The organism is Streptomyces sp. NPDC057939 (assembly GCF_042887545.1).
In the GTDB taxonomy this organism is placed as follows: domain Bacteria; phylum Actinomycetota; class Actinomycetes; order Streptomycetales; family Streptomycetaceae; genus Streptomyces.
In genome coordinates, this window is sequence record NZ_JBHVPG010000023.1 from 1 (window position 1) to 19,890 (window position 19,890).

Here is a 19,890-nt window from a genome sequence, read left to right on the forward strand (position 1 = left end):
CGGTGGCGCCGGCGGGGGCGAGGGACTTGCGGGTGTAGGTGAGGGTCGAGCCGGACCACGAATTGACGTAGTCGGTGGTCGCCGGGCCGATGGCCCGCAGGTAGTGGGTGGCGAGCTCGGCGCGGGCGTCGTCGGCGGCCGGTTCGGGGTGGGGTTCGGCCGCGGTCCAGCGGAACTGGGAGGAGGCCCAGGTGCCCAACGGGCGGCCGCGGCGGATGCGGCTCTGGGCCGCCATGACGCCCAGGACGCGGGTGGTGATGCGGGGCGTGGCCGCGTAGGGCTTGCCCGGTGCGACGGTGAGCCGCGTCCTGAGGGCGGGCACGGCCTCGGCGAGCTGGGCGGCGGTGGCCTCGCCGAGGTCGGACAGGGCGGCGAGCACGGACCGCTCGGTGTCGGCCAGCCAGGCTTCGCCGTACCCGTGCTGTTCGCCCAGCACCTTGAGGAGGTTCCTGCGTTCCCGGACGGCGACGGCTCGGGCGGTCGACGCGTCCACGACGGGGGCGAGGTGGTCGGGGACGACGAACATGGTGCGGCGCATGCACAGCATCCGCACCAGGGACCGCTCCTCGTACAGGGCCCGCTCCAGCCGCGCCGGGGCCGGATCGACCGTGCGCGCCGCCACCGACAGGTGGACGGTGGCGGGGTCCGTGGCGTGCAGGGCGAGCAACGCGGCTACGACCTGCTCGGGCGTGTCCGCGCGGGTGGCCGGTGTCAGCAGGTGGGCGGCGGTCAGGCGGGTGCGCCGCTGCTCGTCGGTGATCTTCGGTCGTCGGCTGCTCATCAGGTTGGGCGGCGGCGCGCTGCCGCCGGATCCGTCCTTTCGCTGGTGCGGGCGGGAGGCGGGACGAGGTCGCGCCCCGGGCCGTGGGGAGGGTCCGGGGGCGGACCATCATGCTGCGATCGGACGGCGCGCGCCCGGCGGCGCGCCCGACAGCGCACCGGGGACGCGGACGGGCCCGCGTTCCTGGCCGCGGCTCCTTGCCGACGCCTTCAGACTGCACCCCATCGCGGACAGGATGTGTCCGCAATTCCGATCCCTTCAGCGGCCACGGTCGACTACCGTCCCCCTCACACCGTCTCCCCCGGGGCGATGTCGGCGATCAGACCCTCGACCAGGGTCTTGATCCCGTCGCGGATCGGGCGGACGGCCTCGACGCCCCGGCCTGCCGGGTCCTCCAGTTCCCAGTCGAGGTAGCGCTTGCCGGGAAGGACGGGGCAGGTGTCACCGCAGCCCATGGTGATGCAGACGTCCGATTCCTTGACCGCGTCCATCGTGAGGACCTTGGGAACCCGGGTGGAGATGTCGATGCCGACCTCGGCCATCGCCTCGACGGCGGCGGGGTTCACGGCCCCTGCGGGGTCGGAGCCCGCGGAGCGGACCTCGACGCGGTCCCCGGCCAGGTGGGTCAGCCAGGCGGCGGCCATCTGCGAGCGGCCGGCGTTGTGGACGCAGACGAACAGGACGGAGGGCTTGTCGGACACGGGCGTCTCTTCTCCGGGCGGGCAGACATGCGAATACGCATCAGCTTGTGCTGGTGTCAGTCATCACTGATGTGAAAGTATCAGCCCATGATGACGTCAGTCGACACTGATCTGCTCCGCGTTCTGGCCGACCCGCTCCGGCTGAGGATCGTGACGCTGCTCGCCCGCGAGACCCTGTGCACCACGCACCTGGTCGAGGAGACCGGCGCCAAGCAGACCAACCTGTCCAACCACATGAAGGTCCTGCGCGAGGCCGGCGTGGTGGACACCGAGCCGTGCGGCCGGTTCGTCTACTACAGGCTGCGCCCGGAGGTGCTGGCCGGGCTGTCCGAGCAGTTCGCCGCGCTCGCCACCTCCGCCCGCACCGCGGCCGGTAACAAGAGGGCCTGCGCGTGACCGCCGCCGAGCCCGTGACCGTCCCCGCCCCGGGCGGCGGACCGGCGGACGGTGACGGCTCGATCGTGCGGAAACTGTCCACCCCGGACCGCTACCTCGCGGTGTGGATCCTGCTCGCCATGGCCGTCGGACTGGGCCTGGGTCGATTCGTCCCCGGGATGAACGACGCGCTCGCGGCGATCGAGATCGGCGGGCTCTCCCTGCCGATCGCGCTCGGCCTGCTGGTGATGATGTATCCGGTCCTCGCCAAGGTCCGCTACGACCGGCTCGACCGGGTGACCGGCGACCGGAGGCTGATGATGTCCTCGCTGGTCGTCAACTGGGTCGTCGGCCCCGCGGTGATGTTCGCGCTGGCGTGGATCTTCCTGCCGGACCTGCCCGAGTACCGAACCGGGTTGATCATCGTGGGGCTGGCCCGCTGCATCGCCATGGTCATCATCTGGAACGACCTCGCGTGCGGGGACCGTGAGGCCGCCGCCGTCCTGGTCGCGCTGAACTCCGTGTTCCAGGTGTTCGCGTTCGGGCTGCTGGGCTGGCTCTACCTCGACCTGCTGCCCCGCTGGTTGAACCTGGGCGACGGACAGGGCCTGGACGTGTCCGTCCTGAACATCGCCCTGAACGTCGTGGTCTTCCTCGGGATCCCACTGCTGGCCGGCTTCCTCACCCGCCGCATCGGCGAGCGGAGGATGGGCCGCGAGGGCTACGAGGCGAGGTTCCTGCCACGGATCGGACCGTGGGCGCTCCACGGGCTGCTGTTCACGATCGTCATCCTCTTCGCCCTGCAGGGCGGGACCGTCACCTCGCAGCCCCTGAACGTCGTCCGCATCGCGGCGCCGCTCCTGGTCTACTTCGCGATCATGTTCTTCGGCACGTTCCTCCTCGGCAAGGGCCTGGGGTTGGCCTACGACCGCACCGTCACGCTGGCGTTCACCGCGGCGGGCAACAACTTCGAGTTGGCCATCGCGGTGGCGATCGCCACCTTCGGCGTCACGAGCGGCCAGGCCCTGTCCGGCGTCGTCGGCCCCCTCATCGAAGTCCCCGTCCTGATCGGCCTGGTCCACGTCGCGCTCGCCTGGCGCAGGAGGTTCCCCACCGACTCGGTAACCACGGCCGCATGACGACGGGCTGCCAAGCCACCGGCCTCCGCCCCGCCGCCGGCGGCTTCCGCCCCGTCGCCGGCGGGCCCGTCCGGTCGCCGATCTCGCGCCGCCGTCACACCGGTGGCGCCCCCGTCGAACGGCCCGAGGGGCCGCGCTTAGGGTGATCCCCATGGAGTCCAACACGACGGGTCAAACGCCCGAGCCGCCGGGCGGGCGCGCCGGGATCCAGACGGGTCCGCGTCGGGTGGTGTCCCCGCCGGCCCTGGAGGCCATCGAGGAACCGGGGTTGGCGCCGGGCCCGCAGGTCACCGCACGGGTGAGCTCGACCGGCGCGCACATCGGACGCGGCTGACCCGTGGAGTGGGGGACGGGACTGGCCGGGCTGGCCGCAGGACTGCTGATCGCGATCGTGACCGCGCCGGTCGGGGTGTCCGGGGCGGTGTTCCTGCTGCCCGTGCAACTGAGCGTGTTCGCCGTGCCCAGCCCGGCCGTCACCCCGACGAACCTCCTTTACAACGTGGTCGCGGGCCCCGGCGCGCTCCTGCGCCATTCGCGTTCCGGCGCGCTCCGGGGCCCGCTGGTGCGCCGCCTGGTGCTCGGCACCCTGCCGGGCGTCGTCCTCGGCGCGGTCATCCGCGTGTTCGCCCTGCCCGGCCCGGCCGTCTTCAAGGCGCTGGTGGCGGTGTTCCTGCTTCCGCTGGGACTGTGGCTGATCGCCCGGACCCTGTTGCCCTCGCGGCAGCCGAAGCCGTCCGGGAAGGACGGGCCCTCGGGGCGCACGGTGACCGGGCTGGCCCTGGGCGTGGGGGTGATCGGCGGGATCTACGGCATCGGCGGCGGCTCGCTGCTCGGCCCGATCCTGGTCGGCCGCGGCATGCCCGTGGCGGTGGTCGCCCCGGCCGCCCTGGCCTCGACCTTCGCGACCTCGCTCGTCGGCGCCGCCACGTACGCGCTGCTGTCACTGGCCGACTCGGGCAGCATCGCTCCCCACTGGTTCCTCGGCCTGGCCTGCGGTGTGGGCGGACTCATCGGCGGCTACCTCGGCGCGCGCCTCCAACCCCAGCTCCCCGAGAAGGCCCTGCGGCTTCTGCTCGGCGCGCTGGCGGCGGGCGTCGGATCCCTCTACGCGGTCGAAACCCTCGGCTGACCGTCCGCGCGGGTGAGGAGCTGCCCCATGGCGGCGAGAACGGACGGCTCTACCCGGTAGTACACCCACGTCCCGCGCCGCTCGGAGGACAGCAGGCCGGCTTCGCGCAGCTTCTTCAAGTGGTGGGAGACCGTCGGCTGGGAGACACCCACGTCGGAGATGTCACAGACGCAGGCCTCCCCACCCTCATGCGACGCCACCAGCGAGAACAGTCTCAGCCGCACCGGGTCCCCGAGCGCCTTGAACATGACCGCGGTCCGTTCGGCCTCGTCGGCCGTCAGCGGCCGCTCCGACAACGGCGGGCAGCACGGCGTCACGGGCCCCGACTCCGACTCCGACTCCGACTCCAACAGCGGCAACACCTTCGTGGTCATGGCTCCCATCATCCCGGCAACTTCGACAGATGTCTATGTTGACGAACGTCGATATAAGGTGCCACGCTGGAGCCGTCAGAACATCGACAACTGTCGAATCAATGGGGAGATCGTCGTGAACGCACCCACCGAAGCCCTGCCCGTCGTCGTGATCGGCGCCGGGCCGATCGGCCTCGCGGCAGCGGCCCGACTCGTCGAGCGGAACATCGAGCTCCTCGTCCTGGAAGCCGGACCGCTCGCCGCGTCCGCCGTGCGGGAGTGGTCGCACGTACGACTGTTCTCCACCTGGTCCGAGGTCGTCGACCCGGCCGCCGAGAAGCTCCTCGCCCCCACCGGCTGGGTACGGCCCGCGAGTTCCGACTACCCCTCCGGCGGCGACTGGGCGGAGCTGTACCTCCAACCCCTGGCCGATGTCCTGGGCGACAAGGTCCGCTACGAGGCCACCGTCACCGGCGTCTCCCGCGCGGGCCGCGACCGCACCGTCGACGCCGACCGCGAGGAGCAGCCCTTCGTCGTCCACTTCACCGGCGCGGACGGCGTGGAGGGCCGGCTGTACGCGCGGGCCGTGATCGACGCCTCCGGCACCTGGTCCACTCCCGGCCCGGCCGGCGGCAGCGGTCTGCCGGCGCTCGGCGAGAAGGCCGCCACCGACCGGATCTCGTACCGCATCCCGGACCTCAAGGACCCGGCCGTCCGGGCCCGGTACGCCGGCCGGCGCACCGCCGTCATCGGCGCCGGCGCTTCCGCGTTCACCGCTCTCGCCCAACTCGCCGACCTGGCCGCGGCCGACGACGGCGCCGGCACCCACGCCACCTGGGTCCTGCGCCGAGGCATCTCCGGCTCGACCTTCGGCGGCGGCGCCGCCGACCGGCTGCCCGCCCGGGGCGCCCTCGGTCTGGCCGCGAAGGCCGCCGTCGACGAAGGCCACGCCGATGCCGTCACCGGCTTCCGCACCGATGCCTTCGAACGCGACGGCGACGGGCGCGTGATCGTCGTCGGTGACGACGACCGGCGCCTCGACCCGGTCGACGAGGTGATCGTCCTCACCGGACTGCGCCCCGACCTCTCCTTCCTCGACGAACTCCGCCTCGACCTGGACGAACGCCTCCGGGCCCCGTCGGCGCTCGCGCCGCTGATCGACCCCAACCAGCACTCCTGCGGCAGCGTCCGACCCCACGGCGCGGGCGAGTTGTCCCACCCGGAGAAGGGCGTCCACCTCGTCGGCATGAAGTCCTACGGGCGCGCCCCGACCTTCCTGGCCATGACCGGCTACGAGCAGGTGCGTTCGGTCGCGGCCGCCCTCGCAGGCGACCACGACGCGGCCGGACGCGTCGAACTCACCCTGCCCGAGACCGGGGTCTGCGGCGGCGCCGGCCTCTTCGACGAGCCCGTGTCCGAGGGGACCGTGGGCGGCGGCTGCTGCGCGGCCCCCGCCGACCTCACCCTCGACCCCGCCTCCCCATCGGGCGGCTGCTGATCGCCGCCGTACGCCAACCGGCCGGCGTACGGACCGCGCCCGGGAGCCGGTGCCGGACGACTTCGCCCGTCCGGCACCGGCTCCGCGCCGGCGGCGTCCACGGGGAGGCCGCCGACATCCGCGCGCCGCCCCTCCGGGGCCGTCGCTACGCGGCGCCCGCCGCCGCCAGGACCGCGACCGGCAGGAGCAGCATCCACTGCGGCAGCCGGAGCAGTGGCTTCGTCCAGCCGACCGACAGGGTGACGACCAGGAAGGCGATCGCATAGGCGACGAAGTGCGCGGCCACGAACCACGCCATCGCTCCGGTCGCCGACGTCCCGTCCGCGAGGGCGAGGTGGATCAGCACCGCCGCGGAGAGCAACAGGTCGACGCTCACCATGTGCCACACGGCATGCAGGACGCGCTTGGGTTCGTCGGCGAGTCCGCAGGTCAGCAGCGGGCGCACCACATCACGGTGGCCGCCGACGACGTGCGCCACGGCCACGCCGAACGCGGTGATGCCCGCGGCGAGAAGCCATCCGTTCATCGGACCTCGATCCCCTGGAGGATGACTGCGGCCAGCCGGACGGCCAACCGGGGGTCGGGCTGTTCCCCGACCAGACCGACGTGGAAGAACACGGCTCCCGCCATCGTGTCCAGGACCAGGTCAACGGGGGTGCCGGCCTCGATCTCGCCGCGCGCTCCGGCACGTTCGAAGACGATCAGCAGTCTCTCCTTCGACGGGGCCAGGAACTCGCCGCGGATGCGCTCCTTCAGCACCGGATCGGCGGCGAAGTCGGCGAGCAGCCCCGGGAGGGCCGCCGCGGCCGCGGGTGCCCGGAACTCGTCCACCAGGCCCCGCAGCAGTTCGGTCAGGTCCCCGGCCAGCGTTCCGGTGTCCGGGACGGGGCTTTGGTCGGTGGTCGTGAACACGGCCTCGAAGACCAACTCCGGCTTGCCCCGCCACCTTCGGTACACCGTGTCCTTGCCGACACCGGCACGGGCTGCCACCGCACCGATCGACGTCGCGGCGTAGCCGACCTCGATCACCAGTTCCGTGGCCGCGTTGACGATCGCCTCGTGCGAGCGGGGATCCCGTGGACGTCCCCTGGAGGACGGGAAGGAAGTCATGTCATTTACTTTACGGGTCGACCCGTTTGGTAACAACCCCGATCGGCGCTCCACCACGCGGGAAGGGTCCGTGCGCGGATCAGCCGCGGACGGATGAGCCGCGTGCGGATGAGACGTCAACACGTTCTATATTCATACGAATCACCCACGCGGCCCGGCTGCGGCGATCAGGAGGAGACGACGGCTATGGCCGAGACCGAAACCGATGGCGAACCGGGCACCCGGAGCGGATCGCGGAGGGCATCGCGCAGCACCCGCAAGGTGCGCCGCAAGGCGCGCAACCGTCGTCGCATGGGCATCGCCGCGGCCGTGGTCGCGCTGGGCGGAGCCGCGGCCGGGGCGTACGCCCTCGGGTGGGGCGGTGCCACGGGGTCCGAGGCGGAGCTGGCCCCGAAGGGGGGCGCGGCCGGCGGGGACAACGCCGGGAAGAAGCCCGCGGAGTCGTGGGACGGCAAGGTCAAGGTGCTCGGCGACGGATCCACCTCGTACACCGGGCCGAACCCGGGCCAGCTCAAACCGGAGCGGTTGAAGCCCGGCGAACAGCCGCCGCAGTTCGTGGTGTTCTCCTGGGACGGCGCCCTGGAGGGCGAGGACCACCTCTTCTCGCACTTCCGTCAGGTGGCCAAGGAGAGCAAGGCGCACATGACCTTCTTCCTGACGGGCATCTACCTGCTGCCCGAGAGCAAGAAGGCGCTCTACAACCCGCCCCAGCACGGCCAGGGGTCGGCCGCCATCTCCTATCCGACGGTTCCGCACATCAAGAGCACCCTGACCCAGCTCCGGGGCGCCTGGACCGACGGCAACGAGATCGGTTCCCACTTCAACGGCCACTTCTGCGGTCCCAAGGGCGGCGGCGACTGGAGCCCCGAGGAGTGGAAGAGCGAGATAGACCAGACCTACTCGTTCCTCAAGAACTGGAAGACCAACACCGGGTTCACCAAGGAGGCGCCGCTGCCCTTCGATCCCACGCGTGAGGTCGTCGGCGGCCGGGCTCCCTGCCTGGAGGGCCAGAAGAACCTGCTGACGGCCATCAAACCGTACGGCTGGCGCTACGACGCCAGCTCCTCCGGCGATTTCCAGCTCTGGCCGGCCAAGCAGAACGACATATGGAACTTCCCGCTGCAGTTGGTCCCCCTGCACGGCAAGGAGGTCCAGGTCCTCTCCATGGACTTCAACTTCCTCTACAACCAGTCGGGCGACAGCACCCAGGGCGACCCGGCCAAGTTCCCGGCGTGGCAGGCGCAGGTCCGCGGCTCGTACATGAACGGCTTCAACCGCGTCTACAACGGCAGCCGGGCGCCGATGTTCATCGGCAACCACTTCGAGGACTGGAACGGCGGCATCTACATGAAGGCCGTCGAGGACATGATGAGGGACGTCTGCCCGCGCCAGGGGGTGCGCTGCGTGTCGTTCCGCGAACTCGCGGACTGGCTCGACGCCCAGGACCCGCAGGTCCTCGCACGACTGCGGCAGTTGGACCCCGCGCAGGCACCCGACTGGAAGGACGTCGTGCGGTAGGCACGTTCCCGGATCGCCGGGCGACCGGACCGCCGGGCGACCGTACGACCGACCGCCGGGCGAACCGTACCGCCGGGCCACGGGCGGCTGCGGCGGTACGGGAGCGGCGCCGCGGCTACTTCAGGGCCTTGGCGTAATCGCTCCACAGCCGCACCGCGCGCTCACCGGCGGGAGTCCCCGGGGCGTCGCCGCCCAGCCCCGTCAGGGGCAGGGGGGCGAGGTCGGTCAGCGCCATCCGGTAGACGACCACCGCCGTGGACTCCTGCTCGGTGCTGGCCACGAACCAGCCCGCCGTGTTGGCCGCCGTCGTTCCCGTCTTGCCCACGGCGCCGGCCCGCACCTTGGCGGCCGTCTTCGCCGAACCGTCGGTCACCGCCTGCCGCAGCGCGTCCGTCACCGCCCGCGCGGTGGGTGCCGATACGGCTCGCGCGGGCTTCGGCGGGTCGAGCGGCACCGCCGCGCCGCCGCGGGTGACCGACCGCACCGAGTAGGGGTCGGTGTGCATGCCGCCCGCGGCGAAGGTCTGATAGGCGCCGGCCATGCGGATCGCGCTGGGCTTCGAGTTCTCCCCGAGGGCGAACGTGGGGATCCGCGGCCCGAGGCTGGACGCCAACAGGCCCGACCGCTGGGCGAAGGCCTCCACCCGGTCCAGGCCCACGTCCAGGCCGAGCTGGAGCATGGGCGTGTTCACGGAGTCGGCGACGGCCTGGCGCAGGGGAACCTGCCCCCAGCTGCGCCCGCCGTCGTTGCTGCCCTTGAGCACCTTCCCGCTGCGGTCCCAGTACGGGCCTTCGGGGGTCTGCACGGTCGCCTGGTCGTTCCCGTCGTACGGGGTGGTCGGGGAAACGGGCGTACGGGCCTTGCCCCGGGTGCGCACCACCCCCTCTTCGAGGGCTGCGGCGTAGACGATCGGCGTGAACGCCGTCCCCACCGGGATCGTCGTCGCGTTCGACTCGTTGAAGCCCTGCTTCAGGTAGTCGGGGCCGCCGTAGACGGCGAGCAGCCGTCCGTCGGGCGCGACGCTCGCGGCGCCGATCTTCACGTGTTTGTCGGTGTCGGGGCGCTTCTCCGGGTCGAAGCCCTTCTGCGTCTCCTGGACGGCCGCGGTCAGGGCCGTCATGCGCGCCTTGTCGAAGGTCGTGTAGATCTGGTAGCCGCCGAGGTCGAAGTCGGACTCCTCGATGTGTCCGGCCTTGACCGTGTACGCCTTGGCCATCTCGACGAGGTAGCCGGTCTGCGCTCCCGGGATGCCGGCCAGGGAAGTGGCCGAGGGCTCCGGGAACTTCGTGTAGGTGGCGCGCTCGGACGCCTTCAGTTGTCCGGTCTCGACCATGCGGTCGAGGATCCACCTCCACCGCTCCTCGGCCCGCTCACGGTTCTTGGGGCCGATGGACGGGTCGTAGAGGCCGGCGCCCTTGAGCAGGGAGGCGAGGAAGGCGCCCTCGCTCGCGTTGAGTTGCGAGACGTCCTTGCCGTAGTACGCCTGGGACGCGCGCTGGATCCCGTAGGTGCCGCGCCCGAACCAACTGCTGTTGAGGTAGTCCTGGAGTATCTGGTCCTTGTCCCTCTGGTTGTCCAGTTTCAACGCCAACAGGAGTTCGGTGAACTTGCGCGACATGGTGCGGTCCTGGCTCAGGTAGGCGTTCTTCACGTACTGCTGCGTGATCGTGGACCCGCCCTGGGTCTCGCCGCCCGTCACCGCCGCGCCCAGGGCGCGCAGGACGCCGGAGGGGGATACTCCGGGGTCCGAGTAGAAGCTCGCGTTCTCCGCCGCGAGGACCGCTCCCCTGACCTTCGGCGGCACCTTGTCCAGGGGCATCTCCTGGCGGCTCACCCAGCCGGTGCGGGCCATGGTGGAGCCGTCGGACCAGTAGTAGACGTTGTCCTGCTGCGTGGCGAAGGAGTTCAGGTCGTCGGGTATGTCCGTGACGGCGTAGGCGAGCGCGACGAAGCAGGTCATGCCGGTGAGCGCGTACAGGCACGCCCCCAACCACTGGCGCCAGGAGGGCACCCAGCGGCGCCAACCCGTCCGGCCGGGTCGCGGATAGGCGGGGCGCAGACGCCGTAGGTGGGGGCGCACGGCGGCGAGGGCCGCGCCCGCGCGACCACCGCCACCGGTCCTGCCGCGCCGGCGCGCACCGGCCTTCCTGCGGCGCCCCGGCGCGGCCACACCGGTGGTCTTCGGAGCCGCCCGCCTGCCCCGCGATCGCCCTCTTCCCGACGTAACCTGCCCGCCCACTCCGAATGTCCCCTCTGCTGTGCTTTCCCGCACACCTTAGAGGCACATCCTGTGCGATCAACGAACTGAAGTGCGTGTACGTCGAAGTGCTGCCGTGAGCACGGCCGGTGACGAAACGGAGGGATTTCGCGCCTCTCAGGGACCTACTTCTGCCCTGTCGGCGTCCGAGAACCCGTCATCCCATGGGGCCCGGACCGGAACGTGACGAAAGTGTGGTCGAGTTGTGCGAGGATGCGGTCCCCCGATTCGTGCGGATCGGGTGACAAGGGGATACACAGTGATACCGAAGAGGTTCAGGCCCGCCTTCATCGCGGCCCTGACCGTGGCCCTGACGTCCGGCAGCTTCCTCGCCTACTCCGCGAGTGCCGGTTCCGGGCCCGAGGCGGCCGACCGCGCCGCCACCGACGCCTTCGCCCGCATAGCCGACGACGTGCTGTCCCGCCGTTCCGAGGCTCTCGTGGAGGAACAGCAGGGGCGCCGCGGAGCGGCACCCGGCTCCTCGAAGGCAGGGCTGTCGGCCAAGTTCAAGAAGGACGAGGACACCGCGCTGTCGTCGCTGCGCTCGCGCAAGACGCGTCTCGCGGAGCTCGGCGAGGCCTACAGCGGCGCCGATACCCGGGTGACCGTCGAACGGGCCACGGTGACGGGCGGCAGGGCGACGGTACTGGTGACCGAGGACACCAAGCTGACGTACAAGAAGCTGCGCGGGGACGAGCCGGAGACGACCGACTTCCGGACCCGCTACGAGCTGAAGCTCACCAGCAAGAAGGGCGGCCGCTGGGAACTGGACTCGGTCAAGTCCCAGGAGAACGGCCCCGTGGCCGTCAACGAACCCGTCGCCGCCAAGGTGAACACGGTCAAGGACGACGGCAACCAGTACCCGGACGGTACGCCCGCCGCCACCAAGTACCCGGCCACGCCGAAGCCCAAGGCGAAGACCGGCGGCGCGTACGACTACAACGCAATGGCGAAGTACGCCGAGAAGTACTGGAGCAACTACAACCCGCAGTACCGCAAGTTCAACGGTGCGGGCGGTGACTGCACCAACTTCATCAGCCAGGCGCTGAAGGCGGGCGGTTGGAAGCCCGTTCCGGGCTCCTCCTCCGACTACCGCAACTGGTGGTACGACGGCAGCCGCCAGAGCGACTCCTGGGTCGGCGCCAACGAATGGGCCTGGTTCACGCTGTCGAACAAGCGGGCCGCCAACCTGGCCAACGTGTACCAGATGGACGTCGGCGACGTGCTCCAGGTGGACTTCAACAAGGACGGGTCCAAGGACCACTCCATGATGGTGACGTACCGCAGCGGCAACGGCATGCCGTACCTCACCTACCACTCCACCAACACGTACCGGAAGTCGCTCGCGAGCATCCTCGCGTCCTACCCGGACGCGCGCTACTTCGCGTACCGCACCTGACAGGTGCCGGGTCCGCCCCGTCCGCCGTTCGGCGGGCGGGGCGGGCCCGTCCGCCGTTCGGGCCCCGGGCCCGCGGCAGGCCGGGAGGAAGGCCGCCGGTGTCACCGGTCCTTCCACCGGTCCACCAGGTGCCGGCAGTAGGTCATGGCGCCGATCGACAGCGCGATGAAGACCAGCTGTCCCCATTCGGACTCGATCAGGTACCCGTTCGCGTTCACCATCGTCGCGGTGCTGTTCACGGCGGACGTGGCCGCGCCGCTGATCACGGTCAGCGCCGGGGCGTTGCAGATCAGCGCCGACAGTGCCGGTGCGCGGGAAGCGGCCCGCACCATCCGCAGGCTGAGCACCGCGACCCTGCGGGAGCTGCGCCAGATGGTCACCCTGCTACGCGCCTCGCGGGGACGAACCGATTTCCCGGCCCCGCAGCCTGGCCCGACCCTGCTTCCCGGGCTCGTCGCGTCCAGCGGTCCGGACGCGCGTCCGGTCGGCGAGATGCCCGACGACGCGAGCGTCGCGGTCCGGCGCGCGGTCCACCGCATCGTCCAGGAGTCCCTGACGAACGCCCGCAAGCACGCGCCCGGTGCCGCGGTCGTCGTCGAACTCGGCCGCGCGGGGCCCGGTCTCGGCGTGACCGTCACCAACTCGCGCCCGGCACGGCCGGCCCTCGGGCTGCCCGGTTCCCGGCACGGGTTGATCGGCCTGCGGGAGCGCGCGGAGCTCCTCGGGGGAGCTTCTCCAGTGGCCCGGCCCACGACGGCGGGTATCGGCTGCACGTCCACCTGCCGCGCGCGCACCGACCGGTGTACGGCCGCGGTCGCCGGCGGTGGGTCCGGCTGCCGGCGGTGCGGTTCCGGCGCGCCCGGGAGGGACCGTCAGTCGGCGAGCATGCCTTCCCGGAGCCGGTTCAGGGTGCGGGTGAGGATGCGGGAGATCTGCATCTGGGAGATGCCGAGGCGTTCGCCGATCTGGGCCTGGGTCATCTCCTGGCCGAAGCGCATCTGGAGGATGAGCCGGTCACGGCCCGCGAGGTCCTCCAACAGCGGGGCGAGGGTGCGGAAGTCCTCGAAGAGCTCCATCGCGGGGTCCTCGTTGCCGAGGACTTCGGCCAGCGGCCGCACTGCCCTCTCGGAGGACTCGTCCGAATCGTTTTCGAGGGGCTGACTGGAGTGGCCGTTGGCGGCGACGAGGCCCTCTATGACTTCTTCGTCGGTCAGTTCCAGGTGCTCGCCCAGTTCGCGGACGGTCGGCGCGCGGTCGAGGACCGCGTGCAGTTCCTCCTTGCCGCGCGCCAGCTCGATGCGCAGTTCCTGGAGGCGTCGCGGGACGCGGACGGCCCAGGTCGTGTCGCGGAAGTGCCGCTTGATCTCACCTGTGATGTACGGCAGGGCCAGGGTCGCGAACTCGTTCCCGAGGGACGGGTCGAAGCGGTCGATGGCCTTGATGAGGCCGATGGTGCCGACCTGGATGATGTCCTCGATGTCCGTGCCGTCGGTGCGGTTGCGGAAGCGACGCGCGGCGAACTGGACCAGGGACAGGTTCATCTCGATGAGCGTGTTGCGGACGTACTGGCGCTCCTGGGTGCCCTCGTCCAGGGTGCGGAGCCGCTCGAAGAACGTCTTGGACAGGGCCCTGGCGTCCTCGGGGGCCACCTCGCGGGGCTCGGCGATCCGGGGCAGCCGCTCGGGGAGCTGCGGGGTCCGCGTCACCGCCTCGGTCGCTGCGACCGCTGCGTGCGTGGTGAGGGTGTCCATCTCATCTCCCCAAGTGCTCGGCTCCGTCGCCCGGGTCACCCGGACGGCGCTGTCTGTGTGCTGCCCCCAGAGCATCGCGCCCAGCACCCACACCCGTCAAGCAATACGCGAAACAAGTTTCGTGAGTCGTGTTGCTGTTCATCGACGCGTCATCAGAAGGCCGACGGGACGGGGCGGTACGGCCGGGTCGTGCCGTGGACGGAAGGCATTGGCCCTCGGACGAAAACCCTTGGCCCTCGATCGTCGCCGCGGCTAGCTTTGCCGCCATGCGCGAGATGATCACCGACGACGGTCGGACAGTGGCGGTCGAGGAATGGGGCGACCCCACCGGGACGCCCGTCGTCTACCTGCACGGCAGCCCGATGAGCCGGCTGGCCCGGTACCCCGACGATTCCCTGTTCCACGAGCTCGGCGTCCGACTGATCACCTACGACCGGCCCGGGTTCGGAGGTTCCACGCCGCGACCGGGGCGACGGGTCGTCGATGCCGCAGCCGATGTCGCCGCCATCGCCGACGCACTCGGCCTGGACCGCTTCGCCGTGTTCGGGGTGTCGGGAGGCGGCCCGCACGCCCTGGCGTTCGCGGCCCGGCATCCCGAGCGGGTGACGCGGCTGGGGGCGCTGGCCTCCCTGGCCCCGCGCGACGCGGCCGGACTGGACTGGACCGCCGGCATGAGCGAGGGGAACCGTCACAGCGCCGCCATGGCGGTGACCGGCCGGGAGGCCGTCGCACGACATCTGGCGAACCTCGGAACGGCCAAGTTCCCGCCGCTGCCGGAAATCGAGCAGGCCGTCCTCTCCCGACCCGAGATCAGCGCGATGATCGGCCCGGCCTTCGCCGAGGCGGTCCGGCCCGGACTGGACGGCTGGGTGGACGACGTCACGGCGCTCTTCGGTACGGAGTGGGGGTTCGATCCCGCGGACATCACCGTCCCGGCACGCATCTGGCACGGCGGCCTCGACACCCTGGTCCCCCCTGCGCACGGCGAGTGGCTCGCCGCGCGCATGCCGACCGCGACCCTGATCAGACAGGATGACGCCGGGCACGGAGGGCACTTCGACGCCACGCCCGCCATGCTCGGTTGGCTGGTCGGCGGCATACGGGCCACACCCGCCGGGGACGCGCACCTCCCCGAGGGCTGACCTCGGGGAATCGAAGGCCGCGACCCCGCGTTGTCGCCGACATGGACGATGTCTCACGGCACGCCGGCCCTGACGTGACCGGACCGTCCGCTGCCGCGACCGTCCGGGCCCGGCTCGCGGCCGACCGCGCCGACACCCTGGCTCGGACGGCCGCGTTGGGACGCGAATTCGACGGCATCGTCGCGGCGAACGCCCTGGTCGCGATCGACGACGAGCACGACCCGGAGGGCGGCAGCACCGCCTTCGAACGTGCCCATGTGGCCGCCCTGATCAAGCGGGGGCGGGAGCACCTGGAAGAGCTGGACCGGGCGCTGGAACGGCTTGAGCAGGGCGAGTACGGGCGGTGCGAGGACTGCGGCGGCACGATCCCGCCCGAGCGCCTGGAGATCCGACCGGCCGCGACCACCTGCGTCCACTGCGCCGGGTCCGAGCACCGCCGACCGTCCTCGACCTGACCCGTACGACCTGCCCCGGGGGGCGTCAGGTGGGCCGCGGCCTCCTGAGCGGGGCTCCCGCCGCGTGGAGGCTCGCCAGGGTCTGCCGGTAGGAGTCCACCAGGCCGGTCTCCAGATGGCTGACCCCGAGTTCCTGGCAGTACCCGCGGACGATGGCCTGCGCCCTGCGCAGGTGCGGGCTGGGCATGCTCGGGAAGAGGTGGTGCTCGATCTGGTAGTTGAGACCGCCGAGGACGATGTCGATGAACGGACCGCCGCGCACGTCGCGCGAGGTGAGGACCTGGCGCCTGAGGAAGTCGGGCCGCTCGTCGCCCCGCAGGATCGGCATGCCCTTGTGGTTCGGGGCGAAGATCGAGCCGAGGTAGACCCCGAAGAGGCACTGGTGGACCAGGAGGAACGCGACCGCCTTGCCGGGCGGCAGTACCAGGAAGAGCGCTCCGAGGTACACGGCCACGTGTACGGCGAGCAGGGTCGCCTCCCAGGCGCGGTGCTTCAGCGAGCGGTCGAACAGCGACCGCACCCCGGACACGTGCAGGTTGAACCCCTCCAGGGTGAGCAGGGGAAAGAACAGGTAGGCCTGCGAGCGACCGAGCAGCCGCGGCAGCCCCCCGGCCCTGCGGGCCTGTTCCTGCGTCCAGACGAAGATGTCCGGGTCGAGGTCGGGATCGAGGTCCTCGTGGTTGGGGTTGGCGTGGTGGCGGGTGTGCTTGTCCTGCCACCAGCCGTACCCCATGCCGATGCCGAGGTTCCCGGCGACGCGCCCGGACACCTCGCTGGCCTTGCGCAGCCTGAAGACCTGCCGGTGGGCGAGGTCGTGCGCGAGCAGGGCGACCTGCCCGAACACGAAGGCGAGGAACGCGGCTGTCGCCAGGGTCCACCAGCTGTCGCCGATGAGGAGGAAGGCCGTCCACGCGGCGGCGTAGAGGAGCGTCACGGCCGCGATGCGCAGTGCGTAGTATCCGGGGCGCCGGGCCATGAGCCCTGCGTCCTGGATCTTCCGGGAGAGCCGGGCGAAGTCGCTCCCCGTATCCGCCCTTACGGGAGGGGGACGCACCGTCTCGGAGTAGTTCATGATCAGAAGTCACTTTCCGTAGTCCGCCGGACGAGGAGCGGCCACGGAGTGGGCGGACAGGCGGAAACGGCCTGCCGGGGGCCTCACCCGCATGCGAGTGCCGCTCCCCGTACCGCGCCTACCCGGGATATCGACGTTGACTTACGGATCGGCGGGGCGGCGACCCACGGATGAACGGGGCGGCGCCGGCGGGGACGACGGAACGGCTCCGCCTTCCGGAGGAAGGGGAGCCGTTTCGGTCCGGGCCGTGCGTGCCGCTCAGGCGTGGCGGCGCTTGTTCCCGGTGATCAGTCGGTAGACGGCGAGCAGGATCAGCGAGCCGACGATGGCGGCGATCCACGTGGAGACGTCGAAGAAGCCGTCGATGGAGTCGACGCCGAAGATGACCTTGCCGAGCCAGCCGCCGAGCAGGCCTCCGGCGATGCCGATGAGAACGGTGATGATGAGGCCGCCCGGGTCCTTGCCCGGCATGAGGGCCTTGGCGATGAGACCCGCGAACAGCCCTATGAGGATCCAGGCGAGAATGCCCATGATGCGTCTCCTACCTCGGTGAATAAAGCCGGTGTTAACGCTCGTCTTCACCGAGGAGAGGATTCCAAACGCCCTTGTTTCTTGATCCTTTCAGGCAATCCGCCCGCGCCGGGCAGCAGTACGCCTGCGACCGGGGCGGCCGTCCGGGTTTCAACGGGGCGGTTCGCACCGCGCGGGCAGCTTCACGGTTCCGGGGCGGTGCTCGAAGGTGTCCATCACCAGCCACTCGTCCAGCTCGGGGTCGTAGAGGTTCTGCACGCCGAACTGCAGCACCTGCCAGAACGTTCCCCGGTCGTCCTCGTCGACGTAGATGTCGCCCAGGGCGAGCGGCAGCCGTGGGTAGTTGCCGGGCGGCAGGTTCGGGAGGACCACACCCACCCGCCAGTGGTTCACCTTCCGGTGCGGTGTGCCCCGCAGGGTCTCCGGCCCGACGAATCTGGCGTTCTCGAATCCCTCGTTCAGCGCCTCCAGGTCGAAACCCGGGATGCGGGAGCAGGGGTGCTCGGTCAGGCCGGGCCATTTGTACGTCAGCGTGTAGAGCGTGTCCCGGTAGATCAGGTTCGTGAACCAGATCGGGTACTGCGGGCCCCCCGCGGTCATCTGGCTGTTGCCGTCCCTGCCCTCCCACGTGAACGGCACCGTGATGTCCAGGTCGCGGACGATCCACTTGCCCTTGCCCCGGAAGTCACGGGGAAGGCGCGGCGGGGGCGGCGTCGCGGAGGCGTCCCGCTCCGCGGTCACGGCGCCGAACGGCGACGCGGTGCCGGTCCGCTCCGCGGCGGCGACCGGGAGCGGAGCTGCCAGGACGAGCGCCACCACGGCGACAAGTGCGGCCGACGTCCCCACCCGGGATCTGCGTTTCCAACCCATGGTCTCCCTCGACTGTCCTGCCAGGCGCCGGCAGGGCGCGAGGACAATTACGGCGATGCTGGGACACCGTCCCCGGAATCAAAGATTCCGAAACCGGCCGCCGCTGGTCCTGTGGCCGAACGGTCCCCCGCCGGGTCGATCACGGACGGGGGTAGACGCCGCACGACGTCACGGGCTTGCCCTTCGCGTCGTCAAGGCAGACGCCGACGTACGAGCCACCACCGACGACGTTCGCGGGCAGGGTGGCGGGCACCGAGGTCATCGTGTTGCAGTGCGTGCTGCTGCTCCTGGCGCCGAGCGGATTGGCATAGCCGTCGAACACGCTGTACCACGCCCGGCGACACCCGACCGACTTCAGCGTCCCGGTGAAGGTCGCCGACCGGTTGTACCAGGTCAGCGTGCCCTTGATGTAGCTGCCCGCACCGTCGGCGACGTAGACCGGCGTGGTGGGGTAGGCGGTTGCCGCGGTCGGGACCGCGGCGACGGCCGGTGCGGTGAGGGGCGCGGACATGGCCAGGCCCGCCGCGGCGAAGAGGGTGAGAGCGGATCGACGCAACACGATGAACGTCTCCTTGGGGCGCGGGTTTGCGGTACGACGCCACAAGGTTGCCCGCCGCCGTTGCCGTCAACCCCGTCGCGGCGACGGGGCGGGCCGCGCCGGAGCGCTGCTCCCAGGGGTACCGGCGCGCATCATACGTGTGGGTGGGTCCCCAACCGATGGTTGGGGACCCACCCACACGTACGCGGACTCCGCGGTCAGCGCTTGAAGGCGTCCTTCACGTTCTCCTTGGCCTGGCGGACGTCGCCCTTGGCCTGCTCGGCCCGGCCTTCGGCGGTGAGGCGCTCGTTGCCGACGACGCGGCCGGCGGCCTCCTTGACCTTGCCCTTGGCCTGCTCGGTCTTCGCCTGGGTCTTCTCGTCGGCCGACATGACCATCACTCCTCGTCATAGGAAATCGCCTTGCTCGCACTCGCCTGTCCCGTCCCGGGGACTTGAAACGGGCGGATCGCGGATCCGTCGAGTGAAGGGCTCCGCGCGGCGGGACTCCGACTTCCCGCCCGCGACGACAAGAAACGAGCGAATTCCGCGCGCATGGTTCGAAGGGTTCCGGACACAAGGCGCCTCGGAGGTAATAACCATGATTCCCCTGCTTCTTGTTCTTCTGCTCGCCCTGATCCTCTTCGGCGCCGGCTTCGCGGTGAAGATCCTCTGGTGGGTCGCCATCGTCGTACTGGTGCTGTGGCTGGTCGGGTTCGTCGCCCGCCCCAAGGGCGGCAGCGGCCGCTGGTACCGCTGGTAGGCGTGCTCCGATCGAGGCCCGTACCCGCCGGGGCGGCGACGGCCTTTCGGCGCATCAGAGTTCTTCGAGGTGTCGCGCTCCGCGGATACCTCGCCGGAGCCCTCCGCACGGGGCGGGCACCGAAACCGATCAAGGGGCATTTCGTATGACGGACAACGTGTGGGGCTACCGCGAGGCCTCCGGCCATTTGGCCGGCGCCGACCTGACGGGTTACAAGGTCGAGGCCACGGACGGTTCCATCGGCAAGGTCGGCAAGCACTCCGAGGACATCGGCTCCGCCTACGTCGTGGTCGACACCGGTCCCTGGATCTTCGGCAAGGAGGTGCTCATCCCCGCCGGCACGGTCAGCCGTGTCGACACCGATGAGCAGAAGGTCTACGTCGACCGGACCAAGGAACAGATCGAGGCTGCTCCCCCGTTCGACCAGAACACCCACCTCGGCGACGAGGACTACCACCGCCAGGTCGGCGGCTACTACGACAAGCCGCACGCATCCTGATGGGCATCCC

At 70.8% G+C, this 19,890-nt stretch carries 24 protein-coding genes; 11 read left to right on the forward strand and 13 right to left on the reverse strand.

Annotation, left to right across the window (positions count from 1 at the left end; all coding sequences use genetic code 11):
• Together ACFVS6_RS23770 and ACFVS6_RS23775 are read right to left on the reverse strand one after the other, a co-directional pair.
• Positions 1-781, reverse strand: a 781-nt coding sequence (locus tag ACFVS6_RS23770; protein ID WP_389706641.1) for a DNA glycosylase AlkZ-like family protein, incomplete at its 3' end; no start/stop codon positions are given.
• Between the two features lie 287 nt (positions 782-1,068).
• On the reverse strand, positions 1,069-1,482 hold the full coding sequence (locus tag ACFVS6_RS23775; RefSeq protein ID WP_389706643.1) for an arsenate reductase ArsC: 414 nt from the start codon (positions 1,480-1,482) through the stop codon (positions 1,069-1,071).
• Positions 1,483-1,569: 87 nt separating this feature from the next.
• Here ACFVS6_RS23775 and ACFVS6_RS23780 point away from each other — a divergent pair, with 87 nt between their 5' ends.
• The 4 genes from ACFVS6_RS23780 to ACFVS6_RS23795 all read left to right on the forward strand — a co-directional run bounded on the left by ACFVS6_RS23780 (position 1,570) and on the right by ACFVS6_RS23795 (position 4,125).
• Complete coding sequence (locus tag ACFVS6_RS23780; protein ID WP_389706645.1) at positions 1,570-1,878, forward strand: ArsR/SmtB family transcription factor; 309 nt, start codon at positions 1,570-1,572, stop codon at positions 1,876-1,878.
• Positions 1,875-2,996: an ACR3 family arsenite efflux transporter gene (arsB, locus tag ACFVS6_RS23785; protein ID WP_389706647.1), complete on the forward strand. Its 1,122-nt coding sequence runs from the start codon at positions 1,875-1,877 to the stop codon at positions 2,994-2,996. Before ACFVS6_RS23780 ends, arsB begins: the two co-directional genes overlap by 4 nt.
• A 151-nt stretch (positions 2,997-3,147) precedes the next feature.
• Entirely contained in the window at positions 3,148-3,330 is a 183-nt protein-coding gene (locus tag ACFVS6_RS23790; protein ID WP_389706649.1) for a hypothetical protein, read from the forward strand.
• 3 nt (positions 3,331-3,333) lie between these two features.
• Positions 3,334-4,125 carry a sulfite exporter TauE/SafE family protein gene (locus ACFVS6_RS23795; RefSeq protein WP_389706651.1) on the forward strand — a complete coding sequence of 264 codons (792 nt, stop codon included), beginning with the start codon at positions 3,334-3,336 and terminating at the stop codon, positions 4,123-4,125.
• Here ACFVS6_RS23795 and ACFVS6_RS23800 read toward each other — a convergent pair.
• Positions 4,101-4,499: an ArsR/SmtB family transcription factor gene (locus tag ACFVS6_RS23800; protein WP_389706653.1), complete on the reverse strand. Its 399-nt coding sequence runs from the start codon at positions 4,497-4,499 to the stop codon at positions 4,101-4,103. The genes ACFVS6_RS23795 and ACFVS6_RS23800 overlap by 25 nt on opposite strands.
• 115 nt (positions 4,500-4,614) lie before the next feature.
• Between ACFVS6_RS23800 and ACFVS6_RS23805 the strand changes: the two genes are divergently transcribed.
• Positions 4,615-5,976 (forward strand): NAD(P)-binding domain-containing protein, encoded by a 1,362-nt coding sequence (locus ACFVS6_RS23805; RefSeq protein ID WP_389706654.1) that lies wholly within the window; start codon positions 4,615-4,617, stop codon positions 5,974-5,976.
• A 145-nt stretch (positions 5,977-6,121) separates the two neighbouring features.
• Here ACFVS6_RS23805 and ACFVS6_RS23810 read toward each other — a convergent pair whose 3' ends face one another.
• Both ACFVS6_RS23810 and ACFVS6_RS23815 read right to left on the reverse strand, forming a co-directional pair.
• A complete protein-coding gene (locus ACFVS6_RS23810; RefSeq protein ID WP_389706656.1) occupies positions 6,122-6,502 on the reverse strand; it encodes a hypothetical protein in 381 nt (126 codons plus the stop codon).
• Positions 6,499-7,086 carry a TetR/AcrR family transcriptional regulator gene (locus tag ACFVS6_RS23815; protein ID WP_389706658.1) on the reverse strand — a complete coding sequence of 196 codons (588 nt, stop codon included), beginning with the start codon at positions 7,084-7,086 and terminating at the stop codon, positions 6,499-6,501. The genes ACFVS6_RS23810 and ACFVS6_RS23815 overlap by 4 nt, the downstream gene beginning before the upstream one ends.
• Before the next feature lie 186 nt (positions 7,087-7,272).
• Here ACFVS6_RS23815 and ACFVS6_RS23820 point away from each other — a divergent pair, with 186 nt between their 5' ends.
• Entirely contained in the window at positions 7,273-8,604 is a 1,332-nt protein-coding gene (locus ACFVS6_RS23820) for a hypothetical protein (RefSeq protein WP_389706660.1), read from the forward strand.
• A 115-nt stretch (positions 8,605-8,719) separates the two neighbouring features.
• On the opposite strand, the gene ACFVS6_RS23825 is transcribed toward ACFVS6_RS23820, so the two are convergent.
• The gene (locus ACFVS6_RS23825) at positions 8,720-10,774 is read right to left on the reverse strand and encodes a transglycosylase domain-containing protein (protein WP_389706661.1); all 2,055 of its coding nucleotides are present in this window, start codon (positions 10,772-10,774) and stop codon (positions 8,720-8,722) included.
• A gap of 346 nt (positions 10,775-11,120) precedes the next feature.
• Between ACFVS6_RS23825 and ACFVS6_RS23830 the strand changes: the two genes are divergently transcribed.
• On the forward strand, positions 11,121-12,260 hold the full coding sequence (locus tag ACFVS6_RS23830; protein ID WP_389706662.1) for an amidase domain-containing protein: 1,140 nt from the start codon (positions 11,121-11,123) through the stop codon (positions 12,258-12,260).
• Positions 12,261-12,361: 101 nt separating this feature from the next.
• Here ACFVS6_RS23830 and ACFVS6_RS23835 read toward each other — a convergent pair whose 3' ends face one another.
• Positions 12,362-12,640 carry a hypothetical protein gene (locus ACFVS6_RS23835; RefSeq protein WP_389706664.1) on the reverse strand — a complete coding sequence of 93 codons (279 nt, stop codon included), beginning with the start codon at positions 12,638-12,640 and terminating at the stop codon, positions 12,362-12,364.
• A gap of 492 nt (positions 12,641-13,132) precedes the next feature.
• Positions 13,133-14,011 (reverse strand): SigB/SigF/SigG family RNA polymerase sigma factor, encoded by an 879-nt coding sequence (locus ACFVS6_RS23840; protein WP_389706666.1) that lies wholly within the window; start codon positions 14,009-14,011, stop codon positions 13,133-13,135.
• A gap of 266 nt (positions 14,012-14,277) precedes the next feature.
• Between ACFVS6_RS23840 and ACFVS6_RS23845 the strand changes: the two genes are divergently transcribed.
• Both ACFVS6_RS23845 and ACFVS6_RS23850 read left to right on the forward strand, forming a co-directional pair.
• Positions 14,278-15,153 carry an alpha/beta fold hydrolase gene (locus ACFVS6_RS23845; protein ID WP_389706667.1) on the forward strand — a complete coding sequence of 292 codons (876 nt, stop codon included), beginning with the start codon at positions 14,278-14,280 and terminating at the stop codon, positions 15,151-15,153.
• 41 nt (positions 15,154-15,194) lie between these two features.
• On the forward strand, positions 15,195-15,608 hold the full coding sequence (locus ACFVS6_RS23850; RefSeq protein WP_389706669.1) for a TraR/DksA family transcriptional regulator: 414 nt from the start codon (positions 15,195-15,197) through the stop codon (positions 15,606-15,608).
• A 25-nt stretch (positions 15,609-15,633) separates the two neighbouring features.
• Here ACFVS6_RS23850 and ACFVS6_RS23855 read toward each other — a convergent pair whose 3' ends face one another.
• The 5 genes from ACFVS6_RS23855 to ACFVS6_RS23875 all read right to left on the reverse strand — a co-directional run bounded on the left by ACFVS6_RS23855 (position 15,634) and on the right by ACFVS6_RS23875 (position 19,011).
• The gene (locus ACFVS6_RS23855) at positions 15,634-16,680 is read right to left on the reverse strand and encodes a fatty acid desaturase family protein (protein ID WP_389706671.1); all 1,047 of its coding nucleotides are present in this window, start codon (positions 16,678-16,680) and stop codon (positions 15,634-15,636) included.
• Between the two features lie 258 nt (positions 16,681-16,938).
• Positions 16,939-17,211 (reverse strand): GlsB/YeaQ/YmgE family stress response membrane protein, encoded by a 273-nt coding sequence (locus ACFVS6_RS23860; protein ID WP_389706673.1) that lies wholly within the window; start codon positions 17,209-17,211, stop codon positions 16,939-16,941.
• 150 nt (positions 17,212-17,361) lie between these two features.
• Positions 17,362-18,081, reverse strand: a complete 720-nt coding sequence (locus ACFVS6_RS23865) for a hypothetical protein (protein WP_389706675.1) — start codon at positions 18,079-18,081, stop codon at positions 17,362-17,364.
• Positions 18,082-18,220: 139 nt separating this feature from the next.
• Positions 18,221-18,640 carry a hypothetical protein gene (locus ACFVS6_RS23870; RefSeq protein WP_389706677.1) on the reverse strand — a complete coding sequence of 140 codons (420 nt, stop codon included), beginning with the start codon at positions 18,638-18,640 and terminating at the stop codon, positions 18,221-18,223.
• A 197-nt stretch (positions 18,641-18,837) separates the two neighbouring features.
• A complete protein-coding gene (locus tag ACFVS6_RS23875; RefSeq protein ID WP_389706678.1) occupies positions 18,838-19,011 on the reverse strand; it encodes a CsbD family protein in 174 nt (57 codons plus the stop codon).
• A 208-nt stretch (positions 19,012-19,219) separates the two neighbouring features.
• Here ACFVS6_RS23875 and ACFVS6_RS23880 point away from each other — a divergent pair, with 208 nt between their 5' ends.
• Positions 19,220-19,381 carry a hydrophobic protein gene (locus ACFVS6_RS23880; RefSeq protein ID WP_389706679.1) on the forward strand — a complete coding sequence of 54 codons (162 nt, stop codon included), beginning with the start codon at positions 19,220-19,222 and terminating at the stop codon, positions 19,379-19,381.
• 145 nt (positions 19,382-19,526) lie between these two features.
• The gene (locus ACFVS6_RS23885) at positions 19,527-19,880 is read left to right on the forward strand and encodes a PRC-barrel domain-containing protein (protein WP_389706681.1); all 354 of its coding nucleotides are present in this window, start codon (positions 19,527-19,529) and stop codon (positions 19,878-19,880) included.
• The last annotated feature ends 10 nt before the right edge of the window (positions 19,881-19,890 follow it).